Annotated in this window: 14 protein-coding genes and 1 tRNA gene; 5 read left to right on the top strand and 10 right to left on the bottom strand. The window is 39.6% G+C overall.

Features of this window, described 5'->3' with window-relative positions:
• The first annotated feature begins 6 nt into the window (after window positions 1-6).
• From rsmI to recJ, 3 genes are all read left to right on the top strand, one after another.
• A complete protein-coding gene (gene rsmI, locus G3I01_RS04610; protein ID WP_219551515.1) occupies window positions 7-678 on the top strand; it encodes a 16S rRNA (cytidine(1402)-2'-O)-methyltransferase in 672 nt (223 codons plus the stop codon).
• 3 nt (window positions 679-681) lie between these two features.
• Window positions 682-1,248: a uracil-DNA glycosylase family protein gene (locus G3I01_RS04605; protein WP_219551513.1), complete on the top strand. Its 567-nt coding sequence runs from the start codon at window positions 682-684 to the stop codon at window positions 1,246-1,248.
• A 61-nt stretch (window positions 1,249-1,309) separates the two neighbouring features.
• Complete coding sequence (gene recJ, locus G3I01_RS04600) at window positions 1,310-3,004, top strand: single-stranded-DNA-specific exonuclease RecJ (RefSeq protein ID WP_219551511.1); 1,695 nt, start codon at window positions 1,310-1,312, stop codon at window positions 3,002-3,004.
• Here the strand turns inward: recJ and G3I01_RS04595 are convergent.
• Window positions 3,001-3,759, bottom strand: coding sequence for a UDP-2,3-diacylglucosamine diphosphatase (locus tag G3I01_RS04595; RefSeq protein ID WP_219551509.1), 759 nt, complete (start codon window positions 3,757-3,759; stop codon window positions 3,001-3,003). The two genes, recJ and G3I01_RS04595, sit on opposite strands and share 4 nt — an antisense overlap.
• A 276-nt stretch (window positions 3,760-4,035) precedes the next feature.
• Window positions 4,036-4,488: a 6-carboxytetrahydropterin synthase gene (locus G3I01_RS04590; protein ID WP_219551507.1), complete on the bottom strand. Its 453-nt coding sequence runs from the start codon at window positions 4,486-4,488 to the stop codon at window positions 4,036-4,038.
• Window positions 4,489-4,588: 100 nt separating this feature from the next.
• Between G3I01_RS04590 and G3I01_RS04585 the strand changes: the two genes are divergently transcribed.
• Window positions 4,589-5,242: a 2OG-Fe(II) oxygenase gene (locus G3I01_RS04585; protein WP_219551505.1), complete on the top strand. Its 654-nt coding sequence runs from the start codon at window positions 4,589-4,591 to the stop codon at window positions 5,240-5,242.
• 111 nt (window positions 5,243-5,353) lie between these two features.
• On the opposite strand, the gene G3I01_RS04580 is transcribed toward G3I01_RS04585, so the two are convergent.
• The 4 genes from G3I01_RS04580 to G3I01_RS04565 all read right to left on the bottom strand — a co-directional run bounded on the left by G3I01_RS04580 (window position 5,354) and on the right by G3I01_RS04565 (window position 8,273).
• A complete protein-coding gene (locus tag G3I01_RS04580; RefSeq protein ID WP_219551503.1) occupies window positions 5,354-5,536 on the bottom strand; it encodes a hypothetical protein in 183 nt (60 codons plus the stop codon).
• 36 nt (window positions 5,537-5,572) lie between these two features.
• A complete protein-coding gene (locus tag G3I01_RS04575; protein WP_219551501.1) occupies window positions 5,573-6,340 on the bottom strand; it encodes an enoyl-CoA hydratase/isomerase family protein in 768 nt (255 codons plus the stop codon).
• A 64-nt stretch (window positions 6,341-6,404) separates the two neighbouring features.
• Window positions 6,405-7,733 carry an MATE family efflux transporter gene (locus tag G3I01_RS04570; protein ID WP_219551499.1) on the bottom strand — a complete coding sequence of 443 codons (1,329 nt, stop codon included), beginning with the start codon at window positions 7,731-7,733 and terminating at the stop codon, window positions 6,405-6,407.
• A gap of 39 nt (window positions 7,734-7,772) precedes the next feature.
• On the bottom strand, window positions 7,773-8,273 hold the full coding sequence (locus tag G3I01_RS04565) for a GNAT family N-acetyltransferase (RefSeq protein ID WP_219551497.1): 501 nt from the start codon (window positions 8,271-8,273) through the stop codon (window positions 7,773-7,775).
• Window positions 8,274-8,334: 61 nt separating this feature from the next.
• Here G3I01_RS04565 and G3I01_RS04560 point away from each other — a divergent pair.
• Window positions 8,335-8,408: transfer RNA gene (locus G3I01_RS04560), tRNA-Ala, on the top strand.
• A 113-nt stretch (window positions 8,409-8,521) separates the two neighbouring features.
• On the opposite strand, the gene G3I01_RS04555 is transcribed toward G3I01_RS04560, so the two are convergent.
• From G3I01_RS04555 to kbl, 4 genes are all read right to left on the bottom strand, one after another.
• The gene (locus tag G3I01_RS04555) at window positions 8,522-9,418 is read right to left on the bottom strand and encodes an alpha/beta fold hydrolase (RefSeq protein ID WP_219551495.1); all 897 of its coding nucleotides are present in this window, start codon (window positions 9,416-9,418) and stop codon (window positions 8,522-8,524) included.
• Entirely contained in the window at window positions 9,405-12,161 is a 2,757-nt protein-coding gene (locus G3I01_RS04550) for a PD-(D/E)XK nuclease family protein (RefSeq protein ID WP_219551493.1), read from the bottom strand. The genes G3I01_RS04555 and G3I01_RS04550 overlap by 14 nt, the downstream gene beginning before the upstream one ends.
• A gap of 76 nt (window positions 12,162-12,237) precedes the next feature.
• A complete protein-coding gene (locus tag G3I01_RS04545) occupies window positions 12,238-13,653 on the bottom strand; it encodes an OmpA family protein (RefSeq protein WP_219551491.1) in 1,416 nt (471 codons plus the stop codon).
• Window positions 13,654-13,840: 187 nt separating this feature from the next.
• On the bottom strand, window positions 13,841-15,034 hold the full coding sequence (gene kbl, locus G3I01_RS04540; protein ID WP_219551489.1) for a glycine C-acetyltransferase: 1,194 nt from the start codon (window positions 15,032-15,034) through the stop codon (window positions 13,841-13,843).
• Between the last annotated feature and the right edge of the window lie 97 nt (window positions 15,035-15,131).

Raw genomic sequence — 15,131 nt, 5'->3', positions numbered from 1 at the left:
TAATCTATGGGAAAATTGTTTCTGGTTCCAACACCCATTGGAAACCTGGAGGATATCACTTTTAGAGCAATTAGAGTTTTAAAAGAGGCAGATCTTATACTGGCCGAAGACACCCGTAATAGTGGAAAGCTATTAAAACATTTCGAGATTCAAACGCAGATGCAGAGCCATCATATGCATAATGAGCATAAGACGGTAGATAATATTGTGTCCAGAATTAAAGCAGGAGAAACTGTTGCCTTGATAAGCGACGCGGGAACACCGGCAATTTCAGATCCCGGATTTTTACTTACCCGTGCCTGTGTGGAAGCTGGTATTGAAGTAGATTGTCTGCCCGGTGCCACCGCATTTGTGCCGGCTTTGGTAAACAGTGGCCTGCCAAATGATAAATTTGTTTTTGAAGGATTTCTTCCGGTAAAAAAAGGAAGACAGACAAGGCTTAAAATTCTTGCAGAAGAGACCCGAACCATGGTGTTTTATGAATCCCCGCATAAATTACTGAAAACATTAGGGAATTTCGTGGAGTATTTTGGAGAAGAGAGAAAGGTTTCTGTATCCAGGGAGATCACCAAAATGCATGAAGAAACCATTCGGGGTACTGCTACAGAAGTTTTACAATATTATACAGACCATCCTCCTAAAGGAGAGATCGTGATCGTCGTAGAAGGAAAATCTTAATTTTTGGAAGATCTTTTATGCAAAATAAGAGACTGCAAGGTTTGTAAGGATCATCTTCCTCTTGGTCCCAGACCAATCATCGAAGCAACTGGAAATTCGAAGATCGTATTGATAAGCCAGGCGCCCGGAAGAGTAGTGCACGAATCTGGTGTTGCCTGGAAAGATCAAAGTGGGAAAAAGCTCAGGGAATGGCTGGGTGTAAAAGAAGATGCATTTTACGATCCAGAAAATTTCGCGATTCTGCCTATGGGATTTTGTTATCCGGGTAAAGCGAAGACCGGCGATCTTCCTCCACGAAAAGAGTGTGCTCCCTTATGGCATGATGAGGTTTGGAGCGAACTTCAGAATGTCGAGCTTAAGATCATCATAGGCTCTTATGCTGCAAATTATTACCTCGGCAAAAGATCAAAACTTACCGAAAAGGTTGAAAATTATAGAGATCACCTACCAGAATTCTGGCCGTTACCACATCCATCCCCCGTCAACAGATTCTGGCGAATGAAAAACCCATGGTTCGAAGAAAAGGTCGTCCCAGAACTGCAGGATAAAATTGCTGAAATTTTAAGCTGAAGAATTAAAATCCTGTAACTTGTTTTTGCTAATTTCGGCATTCATCTAATCTTATAAATTTATGCGCTGGACCTTAAAACCCAAACCAGACCCTATTACTGTTAACAGCCTGGCAGACAAATTAGGAGTTGGAGTTCCTGTCGCAAAATTACTGGTGCAGAGAGGTATCACTTCTTTTGACGAAGCCAAAAAATTCTTCCGTCCAGATCTTAAATTGCTGCATGATCCTTTCCTGATGAAGGATATGGGAAAGGCAGTTGAGCGAATTGAGCTGGCCATGGAAAATGAAGAGAATATTATGGTCTATGGCGATTATGATGTAGATGGCACTACCAGCGTGGCCTTGATGTCTTCCTTTTTAAAATTCAGATATCCAAACGTTACTACTTATATACCAGATCGCTACGAAGAAGGTTATGGAGTTTCTTACCAGGGAATAGATTATGCCGAAGATAATGATATAAGCCTGATTATTGCCCTGGATTGCGGCATCAAGGCTATAGATAAAGTGTTATACGCGAAGAAAAAGGGTATAGACTTTATTATTTGTGATCACCACCGGCCTGGAAGTGAGATCCCTGATGCTGTTGCTGTTCTGGATCCAAAAAGAGAAGATTGCAGTTACCCATATGATGAACTTTGCGGTTGCGGAGTTGGATTTAAACTTATACAGGCAATTACTCAAAATAATAATGAGCCCGAGGAAACTTTACTTCCATACCTTGACCTGGTTGCCACTGCTATCGGCGCAGATATTGTGCCCATTACTGGTGAAAATAGAATACTGGCCTATCACGGTTTACATGTTATAAATGTTGCACCCAGAAGAGGGATTAGTAGCCTGCTGGGAGATCGCAAGAATGTAAGTATTACCGATGTGGTCTTTATCGTTGCACCTAGGATCAACGCGGCGGGTAGAATGAAACACGGTCTGCATGCGGTAAACCTGCTTACCGAAGAAGATGAGGAGATCTCTAAAAAATATGCGGAAGAGATCGAGGCATATAATTCAGACAGGAGAAGTGCCGATAAAACTATAACTGAAGAGGCGAAGCTGCAGATCATAGAACAGAAGGAAGAAGAACGATTAACCACGGTTGTTTATGATGAGAACTGGCATAAAGGCGTGATAGGGATCGTTGCTTCCAGGCTTACCGAAACATGGTATCGTCCAACTCTCGTTTTTACAAAAAGCGGGGAAAGACTGGCGGCCTCGGCAAGGTCTGTAAAAGGTTTTGATGTTTATGAAGCCTTGGAAGGATGTAAAGAACATATTGAGCAGTTTGGTGGACATAAATATGCTGCGGGATTAACTCTTCTGGAATCTGAATATTTAAAGTTCAAGCAGAAATTTGAGGAGGTGGTTTCCGAAACTATAGATCGGAATCTGCTCACTCCTGAAATAAGTATAGATGCTGAACTGGAGCTAAAGGATATTTCTCCAAAGTTTTATAGAATTCTCAAGCAATTCGCGCCTTTTGGTCCCGGGAATATGTCGCCTGTATTCATAAGTCGTGGATTAACCGATACCGGATTTGGGAAATGCGTGGGAGAAGATAAAACCCACTTGAAATGCCAGGTAAAGCAAGCAGATTCAAAAGCTGTTTTTGATGTTATTGGCTTTAACCTCGGTGATAAACTCGACCTTATTAGAGAGGGTAAAAAGTTTGATGCAGTTTATAGTCTCGATGAGAATACCTGGAACGGTAATACTAAAATCCAACTTAAACTGAAGGATATCAGGGAAAGCCTTTAGGAGTTCAGTTTTTTAAGGCTCAACTTTTCACCATCAAATTCTGCATACGTATAATGACTAATCCAGTCACCGGTATTTACGTAAGTTGATTTGCCATTAAGATCTATTTCCAGAGGAAGATGGCGGTGGCCGAAAAGAAAATAATCGTAGTGTTTTGATTCCAGTTTTCTGCGGCAATATTGTATCAACCACTCATTGTCTTCTCCCAAGAACTGCTGGTCTTCTTCACCAGAGATCATTTTATTTTTTACAGAAAAATATTGGGCAAGAGGAACTCCCAGGTCTGGATGCAACCAACGGTATAGCCATTTTGAAAGCGGATTGGTAAAAACCTTTTTCATGCGTTTATAACCTTCATCGCCAGGGCCCAGACCGTCACCATGGCCAATCAAAAAAGTCTTGTTGTTGAATTGAAATTCTTTTGGCTGATGAAAGACCGGTATATTGAGCTCTTTCTCGAAATAATCGTCCATCCAGAGATCGTGATTTCCCACAAAGAAATAAACAGGGATACCGCTATCCTTTATTTCGGCAAGTTTACCAAGGGTCCTTATAAAGCCTTTGGGTACTACGTGTTTGTACTCGAACCAGAAATCAAAAAGATCACCCAATAAGAAAATTGCAGCTGCATCTTCTTTGATGCTGTCCAGCCACTTTACAAATATGACTTCCCTTTTTCTGCTTTCTTCCATGGTTGGAGCACCAAGGTGATTATCGCTGGAGAAATAAATTTTTTTGCCTTTCGGAATATCCATAAATGATTTGTTCGGGGTAAAGATATGAGATTTCTCCCGTTGGCCGAAATGACAATTTTTGTTTCCAGAATTTAGTCATAATGAACTTGTTTCAGGATCTCTATAAAGTAATTAAATAGATAATCAGCACTTCGACAGGCTCATTACGACAAATGAACAATTTGAAGTTGTTTTCTACAATTTGGGAATTGCGCAAGGGATAGCAGCGGTTAGCTCCCGTTCGCTAAAAAGCGACCGGGACTAAAAGCGTATAGCCCGACCCGTAAGGGTTGCGCCCTAATTATTATCGCTCGAGTACCACTCGGCGAATGACGTTTCAGTCTCCTGAAGCTTCAGGGAGTGCAGCTGGATATGAGAAGGCAAATGCTTCATGATCTTTTGAGCAAAATCGATAACCATATTCTCGCTGGTTGGCTGGTACTCGACAAGTATTACATGATGGCCCCGACTCTTGAGTTCTTCGGCAAGTTCTATATGAGGGGTATTCTTATTGAAAACCGTGGCGTGGTCGAATTGATCTACAATTTCAGACTTCACGATCTTCTTGAGATCACCAAAATCTATCACCATCCCAAATTTCACATTATCAGTGTCTGTGATAGGTTTTCCGATAACGGTAACGCTCAATTTATAGCTGTGACCATGCACATTGCGGCATTTCCCGTCGTAGCCATAAAGCGCGTGACCGGTTTCAAAAGAGAATTGTTTGGTGATTCTAATGTTGCTCATTTCAACTGATTTTGCTGCAAAGATAATTGAAATTTTCAGCTTGAATTTTTAACATTCTTGAATTGAATTATAATTTACATTTGCCAAATTTTTGTAGCTAATGATCGCAAACGCATCCGAGCTCTTCGAGCAGTTGGAATTTACCGAAAATCCTCTTTACGAGAGAATTATAACTGACCTTCTTGAAAAGAAGTACAGTGTGGTAGATGACTTTTTTAACGCAGATGAGGTTGACCTTTTACGTTCTACCTTGCTTGAAAAATATGAAGAAGATAATTTTAAAAAGGCTGCGATTGGGAATCGTACCAACGAGGTTATCGCAAAGTCTGTACGTGGAGATTTTATTCTCTGGATCAACGAAGCTGAAGCGGGGCCTGCCGAGAATGTCTATTTTAATAAGATCAATTCCCTGGTTGCATATCTTAACCGAACCTGTTTTATGGGTATTCTGCATAAAGAGTTTCATTACGCGGTTTATCCAGAGGAAACTTTTTATAAGAGGCATTTAGATACCTTTCAGAATGACGGAAGAAGGAAATTATCCATGGTTTGCTATCTGAACAATGAAGACTGGACGCCTGAAAACGGCGGAGAACTAGCTATTTATACCCACGAAAAAGGTGAAGAAAAAACGATCAATCTGTATCCTTTCCCTGGTCGTGTGGTGATCTTCGAAAGCCAGGAACTCGAGCACGAGGTAAAACCGGTAAAGGTTCCACGCTTAAGTATCACGGGCTGGCTAAAGACGCGCTAAATTATTTGCGGAATTTCTTGTAAACGAAAACTCCGATGAGGATAATGGCCAGGATTAACCAGAATCCCATGCCGCTTAAAAAGCTGAAAATTTCCCAGGTGTCCTGATCCATTAGTTCTTATATTTTCGTGAATTTCTTACATTCCAGCGATGACGGGCATAAAAGAATAATGCCAGCAAAACCAGGATAGCCAGTAAATACCAGAAATTCTCGGTGATGAACTCTTTTAAAGTCCAACCCCATTCCTGTACTTCGCTTGGGTCTTTATCTTTTGGTAAATGTTCCTGCATCATGGTTTTGGTTTTAAACGTGAAAAAGGAAAAGCAGCGCTATTTTTTAAATTTAGCAAGTGCTTCCTTGGTGAATTCAGAAAGTACCAGTTCCCCTGATATTCCCGCATTTTCATATAGAGTATGTGCCCAATGATCTGTATTTTTCCATAAGGTTTTCTTCATCTGCATTAATGCTACTGGATTATAAGAAGCCAGTTTTTCCGTGAAAATCTCTACTTCTTTATCCATCGCTTTTATAGTTTCAAAAACCCGGGCATATAAACCTTTTTCCTTAGCCCAGTATGCGTTTTTCCATTCGTGTGGCGCAAGGCTGAGTTCGGCGAGAGCACCAACGCCTATTTTTCTTTCTACAGCCGGAGCGATCACAAAAGGCCCTATCCCTATACTTAATTCAGATAATTTTATCGCCGCAGCATCTGTTGCAAATGCATAATCACAAGCAGCTGCTAAACCTACTCCGCCACCAACGGTCTTCCCCTGAACCCTTCCCACGATGAGCTTTTTGCATTCACGCATCGCGTTGATCACATTCGCAAATCCCGAGAAGAACTTTCTTCCAGATTCAAGGTCATTGATCTCGATAAGTTCATTGAAAGAGGCACCGGCACAAAAGGCTTTTTCGCCTTCAGACCTTAACAGAATAATATTTACATCGTCGTTATCTGAAAGTTGAATGATTTCCTTTTCCAATCGGTCTAAAAGAACTGAGGGAAATGAATTGCTGGCCGGGTGACCAAATTCTACAGTAGCGATCTTATCTTTGATATTGGTATATAAACTTCCGTTTTCGCGGCTGGTTGTCATAAAAAATAGGGTTTTCACCAAAGTTAAGGATATTGTGGGAAAGCAGAGGCTTGGTTAACACAATCTAAACGTCCTTCTGCAAGTATTTCCTTCTGAAATATATAACCAGCGTACTACTTCTAATAAGCATCCAGACAAAAAAGGCGATCCAGATACCATATAATTTCAAACCGAAGTGATCTGAAATTAAAAGGGCAGGAGTAAAGCCTAAAAAGGTAGCTACAAGTAAAACATTTCTAAGATATTTTGCTTCTCCAAGGCCTTTAAAGATGCCATCGAACATAAAAGCAATGGCATTCACTGGTTGCATTAAAAGAACGATCCAAAATACCGACGAGAATATTGCCAGTACACTTGCTTCTTTATTGAAAAGCAATCCTATCTGGTCATATAAAATAGCACACAGACTCATTAAAATAAGTGCGATCATCACGGCGTATTTACTTATTTTCTTGCTGAGTTCCCATAAGTTCTTGTAATCATGAGCTCCCAGTAATTTGCCTCCAATCGCATTCCCGGCGTTGGCGTAGCCATCAATGAAGAAGCTGAAAAACAACCAGATGTTCATTAGTATACTCTGCGCAGCGATATAATTCTTACCATAATCTGTGGCATAGGCATTAGCCAGGTAAATGGCGAAATTAAGGGCTGCCGTTCTTACAAAAAGATTGGCTGCCATGATAAGCAGGCCTCGCATTCTTGGATTTATATTGAAGCTCAGTTTTAAATGAAAGGGAGTTTTTTTGAAAAAGAACCATAGCGCCATCACTAACATGGTTCCCTGGGCCGCTAAACTGGCATAAGCTGCACCTTTAAGGTGCAGTGGAGGTATGAGTCCGTCTACCCCGTAAACCAGGAGATAATCCAGTACAACGTTTACTGCTGCCCCGGTCAAACTACACTTCATGGCCCACAAAGTGTTCTGTAATCCTCTAAAAATCCCAAATATGGCGAATGTGACCAGGGTTATAGGATATCCAAGGGCACGTATCTGGTAATAATCTTCGGAATATTGTAAAATAAGACCTTCGGCATTATAGGCGCTAAAAATTGCTTTGGCAAAGAACGCCGTAGTAGCATAAATGACCAGGCTGAAAATAAAATTAAATGCGATAGCTTGTGGGATCAGGGTTTTTACAGCATGCAGCCTGTTCGCGCCAAGGTGTTGGGAAACGATGGCAGAAATAGCGGTTTTGGTTTGAGCCACGATCCAGATGATGGCAGAAAGAAAGGAGCCAACGATACCTGCCGCCGCAAGGGCTTCAATGGAATTTTCATCTACATTCCCTATTACCGCGATATCTGTAAGTGAGATAAGTGGTTCAGCTATTCCCGCGATAATTGCAGGAATTGCGATCTTATTTATATTCTTAAAACTTACTGAATTTTCCAAAGGCTCGTCAAATGCTGGGCAAATATAGAATGCAAAGGCTTAAATAAGCAATTCATAACAATAAAATGGATGTTCACTTTGTTTCGGGAAATAGATATTACCCAGTCTCTGGTATCCCCTGGCTTCATAAAAACGCTGATTTCTGGGATTCTGACTGAAGGTATCCAGTCTTACAGATTCGTATTTCTGCTGTTTTGCATAATCTTCAGCAAAATCCATTAGTTTTTGAGCGTAACCTTTACCCCAATGATCAGGATGCGTAGCCAGGCGGTGTATATAGAGGTTATTTTCGGTTTTACTAAGCCAGTTGATTGGAGTGTATTCCTCGTCCTTTTCAGGTGTATTGACGATGATACCAATGATTTTCGCTCCTTCTTCGAGAACGAAAAGCTCCTTTTTAAGTATATCTGATTCCAGTTTTTCCAGAGAAGGATAGTGCTCGTTCCATTGATAGATATTCTTTTGGATCATGGCCTGTGCACAATCTTCGGTAAGGGATTTTATTTCCTGAAGGTCTTTAATATCGGCTGTTCTTATCATATAATTTCAGAAAAATAAACATTTCCATATTTCGGAAAAATTGTTACATTTGCCTCCAGTCGGGGGATTAGCTCAGCTGGCTAGAGCGTTTGGCTGGCAGCCAAAAGGTCATCGGTTCGACTCCGATATTCTCCACGAAAACCACCGTTTATTAGCGGTGGTTTTTTATTTTCACTCTCACAAAATGTACTAGTATTTTCCGCTAGATTTAATAAAAAAAACCACTGTGAAAACAGTGGTTTGTTATGCTAATCGTCATTTGAATCACCGTACTCATCCCAGAGAACCTTAGAATCGGTTTTCAGGAAATCTATACTTTTATTTATCACATGTTTGAATTCTTTAGGAAGTTCCTCACCATTCCATGGATGGGAGGTTCCAAAAACATGGTCTGCATTTTCTACCAGCAATAACTTGGGCGCCGGACTCCATTCAAATAGATTACCGGCTTCTCCTATAGATACGCTGGTATCGCTGCTACCATGGGCGATTAAATGAGGGATCTGTAATTTTTTGGCTGCCTTTTTTATATTAAGGCGCTCTTTGTTTTCCTTGAAATTTTTATAAAACTGGTAGTGATGAGGTAATTGCTGGCCTGTACGGGTGTTTATAATGTATTGCACTCCCTTCTTTTCCCATTTTTCAAGCTTTTTTCCTTCAGGAAAGCGAGATCCAAAATCTGATACGGAAGCTAGGGTTATCAATTTCGTTATCCTTTTATCTTCAGCAGCTTTAATTACAACGATGCCTCCACCACGGGAATGACCAATGAGGTTGATATCATCTGGCTTTATTTGTTTGGCATATTTAAAGGCTGGTAAAAGCATCCAGTCTAAAACAGATTGCAGGTCATCCAGTTCTTTGATATAGTTGTTATCTCCGAAAGCTTCGATATCCATAAATTCGGTAAGATTATCTGGATCTGTACCATTATGACTGAAATTGAATTTAATGAAAAAGAAACCTTCTTCTGCAATTCTTTCTCCCATTTTATCCCAGGCGCCCCAGTCTTTAAAACCCTTATAGCCATGACAAAATATAACTATTGGTTTTGGTTTACCATCATCTTTAAAGATAAGATCTGCCACGATCGGCTTATCATGCTTCCCCTCAATTACCAGGTTTAAATCTTTAGAAACTTCCATAACTCTTCTTAATTTCTTTTTCAACAAATGGGATCTCCGGATCGCAGATCTCCGTAATTAACTTTTTTAATTCAATTTGGAACTCTTCTAAAGTTTCTTCAGTTATCATTGAATCTTTCTTTCTTGTTCCAATTTCTTTCTTCTCAAACTTTAAAAATCCCGATTTCAGATTCTTAAAAGAGACAATACCAGCTTCGGCGGGGAATTTAAGATCTTTCTCCAGTGCAATCAAGCTCGCATAAGTTAAAACCTGAAAACTTTTAGAGTAATTGTCATAATCTTTTGTTATTTCACTCCAATCGCCAACGATTAGATTTCTGGATTCTACTTTTCCAGTTTTATAATCTATAATTCTGGGGATTCCGTTCGATTTTTCAAACCGGTCTACCTTGCCGCGAAGATAAACTGAAAAAGGCAAATTTTCTATGGGAAGTTCTACTTTCAGATCTTTTTCTATCTGGATGATCTGGATCTCCTCCCCAGTCTTTAATCTGTTTAGTTCGAATTTTAAAAAATTGTGTAAATAGCGCTTGGCTACTTCAAATATGAGGAGGTTCTTACCTTTTTCAAGAGGTAGTTTGCTATAGGTTTCTGAAAATTCCTTTGCAATCTGTAGATCTGCCTGTTTGATGAAATTTTGAATGAGCTCCTCTGTAATAAATTTTCCTTCATACGGCTTGTAAAGGTTTTCCAGGGCATTGTGAACTACCGTCCCCAAAGTGTTGAAGGCTACCGTTTCTTCTACCTCTTCCTGGTCTCTTACTCCCAAAACATACTGATGATAAAAATCTAAAGGATTTCTAATATATGTGGTTAGGGCAGAGGGGGAAAATCCCGATCTGGCTAGTGATTTTATCTGGTCCAGCATTTCAGGCGTTTTTTTGACCTCTTTCAGTTCATTCTTTATCTGTGGAACTTTTGGGCTCACCAGGATCTTTTTTAAATGATGCTGTGCTTGTTTCTCGATCTCCAGTTGGGTTATGAACCTGCTCTTTTCTCCGGAATTTAATCCCTCAGACTCGGTATTATAAAGCAAATAAACATTTTTTGCTCTCTGCAGAAGTCTGTAAAAGTGATAAGTATATACGGCATCTTTTTCCCGATACGTTGGCAGTTTATATTCCTGTTTTAGATCATAAGGAATAAAGGAATTATCAGATTTACCAGCTGGAAGCACTCCTTCGTTTAGCGAAGTAATGATGACCGTTTCAAAATCAAGTGCTCTTGATTCCAGCATTCCCATAAGCTGTAGTCCCTTAAATGGTTTTCCCTGAAAGTCCAGTGTTTCAGTGCCAAGAAGTTCTTTGTAGAAATTATACAGGGATCTAACCGTTTTTAAGTGCGGGTATTTTCCATTCAGACTTTCCAGTTTATTGAAAAGCACGTGAAAATGATATAGAAGTTCAAGAGGTATTTTATCTTCTCCCTGCTTCAAATGAATTTTCAGGATCTGGATAATGGAATGAAAAGCTTCTATAAGTTTTGAAACCGAATCTTTTTTAGGCTCAAAACAGGCCTTAATAATTTCTTTGAGGTTTTCAGGAAAAGCAGATTCTATCTTTTCATATTTGAGATATACCAAATTTTCTGAGTTTATCCTAGAGACTAGTTTTTCGGCATCAGGTCCCAAAAGAGGATTCATGGAAGGATGGTTAATCACAGAAATGATCTCTTTATAATAATACTCACTATTATTATTGATATGGATTTGAAAAAGGCTTTCAAACAAAGAATTTATGGGGGCGTTTTTTATAGGGAACCCCATGGTAATATTCAGCTCATGGATATCTGCGGGCATTGAATTAAGTACCGGCAACAGCAATTCTTCTTCCCCCAGAACGATTGCGGTATTTTCCAGTTGTTTTGAATCAAGTTCGGTTAGGATCTCTCCAATGTATTTTGCCTGCCCTATATTTTTGGGAACACCTATAAGTTCTATATTCTTTTCCTGAGAATAGTTTTCAGTAAAATGTTCGTAAGTATTACCCTTATAAAAATCCCAGTTTTTAAGGTAGTCACGTATAAAAATGGATGCAGCATGCGAAGTGTCTTCATAGAATATTTTATCCATATCCCAGAATACCTCAGCTCGTTGTTTTTCCAGTAATTCCTGTATTATCTTTTGTTCTGCTGCATTTAAAGCATTGAAGCCTATGAAAACGTGTTTCTGGTCATTCTCAGATATATAATGTTGAATATTTTCTGTGGCTTTACGATAGATAAGACCTTGATAACCCTGATCTTTTGCTGCCAGCCTTTTAGATAATTCCTCATAATACTCCGGAAGCTTTTTCCAGAACTTAAGATATTTCTTTACCAGGTCTGTTTTTTCTTCCTGAACATACCAGTGTTTCAAATCCTGAATGCCAGATAAATAATCAAAGAAAGGTTTATGGTCAATAAGGTATCTGTCTATCTCATTAAAATCCTGAATAAGGCTCTGGGCCCAGGTGATGAATGTTTCAAAATCCTCGATATCCTCTTTAGGGGTGAGGTCTTTATAGACATTGTAAAACTCAAAAAGGCTAATGGTGTTATCTATGGATTGAAGACCTGAAATTACCTCAGTGAATTCTTCCACGCTATAGATCTTAGGTGCAAAAATTGTGTTTTTTGAAATAGTAGCCAGTTCTTTTATTAGGTAAGATCCAGCTCTTTTACTTGGGAGAATGAATATAATTTCAGAAAGGGGAGTATCAGAATTCTGAAGCTTCTGTAATACTTCGCGTATAAATGATTCCATACGCCTAAAATAAAAAAACGCCCCGCAATGCGGAGCGTTTTCTTGTATGAATTATTAGTAAATACTAATCGTATTACTATTCTTCGTTAGAAGTGTCTTTCATCTCTCTGTCTTTATCTAGAGAAATTTCAACACGTCTGTTTTCTTGTCTTCCAGCAGCTGTACTGTTAGTAGCAATTGGCTGAGTTTCACCGTAACCTTCAGAAGTTAATCTCTTCGCAGGTACACCATGCTCTTCTAACCAAGTAGCTACAGATGCAGCACGCTCTTTTGAAAGCTTCATGTTGTAAGCATCACTACCAGAGCTATCTGTATGACCTTCTACGTGGAAAATAGTAGTAGAATACTCATTCATGATATCAACGATAGATTGTAAAGCCTCTTCAGATTCTGGTCTGATAGTCGCCTTGTTAAGATCGAAAAGAACAGTTTTAGAATATTCGTTCAATTCAGAAATTACTTCAGCAGTTGGCTCTGGACATCCGTTAGATGCAGCAGGACCAGCTTCTTCTGGACAGTCATCATCTTTATCTAGGATTCCGTCACCATCAGTATCAGGCCAAGGACATCCGTCGTTTTCAGCAGGACCAGCTTCGTCTGGACAGTTATCTTCACCATCTCTTACACCATCACCATCAGCATCAGGACAACCGTTTAGTTCAGCAAGACCAGCTTCTTCTGGACAGTCGTCATCTGGATCTGCGATTCCGTCACCGTCAGTATCAGGACAACCATCAAATTCAGCTAAACCAGCTTTTTCTGGACAAGCATCCTGACGATCTTCGATTCCGTCACCGTCAGTATCAGGACAACCGTTGAACTCTTCAAGTCCTGGCTCCTCTGGACACTCATCATATTTATCATAGATTCCATCTCCGTCAGTATCTTTACCACCGAACATGAATTTAATTCCAGCAGAATGTTGGAAATGTTTAGCGCTCTCAGGTTCGAAAGCATGCTTATACTTAGACTCTAAAGAAAGTGCAACGTTATCTGAGAACCAGAAGTTTAATCCAACTTTTCCGTTAAGAGTAGCAGCATCAGCATTATCGATATCCTGTCCACCTTGGTCACCTATCCAGGTGTAACCACCACCAATACCAACAACCGGATCAAACCATCCGCCATTTAGCATTGCTCTAAGGCTATAGTCTGCACTAAGGTCAACTGCATAGTATGCAAGATCTCCCACAGATCTATCACCATAATTTTCGATTTGATTAATTGTACCGCTTAATTCCCCAACAAATCCTGCTCCGATATATCTGGAAACGGAAAGTTTAGATACAGCTGGTAACACATTCCAGTGATCTCCTGAATTGAAGTATTCATCGAACATACCACCAAGAGGAGCATCTTCCCCTACAGGATAGAAATCGACAGCATTGGTACCAATACCAATTGCCCATGGGTTGTCAGCATCCTGTGCCTTAACCGAAGTAAAGCCCAATATCAGTAATGAGGCAAGTACAATTTTGCTAAGATGTTTCATATTTAATAGTTTAGTTTTAAGTGTTAATTGTGAACAAAAGTATACGCTTAATGTATATTAACAAAGGTAAAAATAATAAAGTTTTCTTAATTGCAGAGCGTTTCCGAGCGATTTATAATCATTTTAATATCTGAATATCAATTATTTTGATAATAAATTAAGGACTTTTAAGTGCTCTTTTTTAGAATTAAATAACACCTAACTCTTTTCCAACCTTTTTAAATGCATTAATTGCTTGGTCTAAATGCTCTTTATTGTGAGCTGCAGATAGTTGCACTCGTATTCTTGCTTTTCCTTTTGGAACTACCGGATAAAAGAACCCAATTACATAAATTCCTTCTTCCAGTAATTTATCTGCCATGTCCTGTGAAAGTTTTGCGTCATGAAGCATCACCGGAACAATTGCAGATTCACCATCAATGATCTCAAAACCGGCATCCTTGATTCCTTTTTTGAAATAAGTGGTGTTTTCCTGTAATTTCTTCCTTAGGCTGTCATCTGTTTTCAACATATCAAATACCTTGATAGATGCTCCCACGATCGCTGGTGCCAGTGAATTTGAAAACAAATATGGTCTTGATCTTTGTCTCAAAATCTCGATGATCTCTTTTTTAGCTGTTGTGTAGCCACCCATAGCCCCACCAAGAGCTTTACCAAGGGTTCCGGTAATAATATCGATCCTCCCCAAAACTCCTTTTTCTTCAAGGGTCCCGATTCCTTGCTCACCAATGAAACCGGTAGCGTGACATTCGTCTATCATTACCATGGCATCATATTTATCTGCCAGGTCACAAATTTTATCCAATGGGGCAACCAGGCCATCCATTGAGAATACACCATCGGTTACTATAAGTTTGTATCGGGCGCCCTTTTCGTTTGCATCTTTTAATTGCTTTTCAAGGTCTTCCATATCGCCATTCTGATAGCGATAACGTGCAGCCTTACAAAGTCTTACCCCATCTATAATTGATGCGTGGTTAAGAGAATCTGAGATAATAGCATCCTCTTTAGTTAATAATGGTTCAAAAATACCCCCGTTTGCATCGAAACAAGCAGCATAAAGGATAGTGTCCTCAGTCCCGTAGAAATCTGAAATCTTTTGTTCCAGTTCCTTATGAATATCCTGGGTACCGCAAATAAAACGAACACTGGACATACCAAACCCATGAGAATCAAGGGTATCTTTCGCCGCCTTGATAACCTCAGGATGTGAAGATAGTCCAAGGTAGTTATTGGCACAGAAGTTAATTACTTCCTGCCCGGAAGCAATCTTGATTACCGCATCCTGTGGGCTCGTAATGATCCTTTCTTTCTTATAAAGTCCGGCTTCTTTTATTTCTTCAATCTCTTTTTCTAAATGCTCTTTTATGTCTCCGTACATATTTGAATAATTTTCATCTGTTTTACTTTATGGCTTTTGGTAAACTAAAAGATTACATGGCATCCATATTCTGCCTTCTCGCGACTCACAAATTTAA

Origin of the sequence: Gramella sp. MT6 (assembly GCF_019357415.1) — a bacterium.
GTDB lineage: Bacteria > Bacteroidota > Bacteroidia > Flavobacteriales > Flavobacteriaceae > Christiangramia.
The sequence above is the reverse complement of the archived record's forward strand: the minus strand, read 5'-3'. Positions and strand labels throughout refer to the sequence as shown.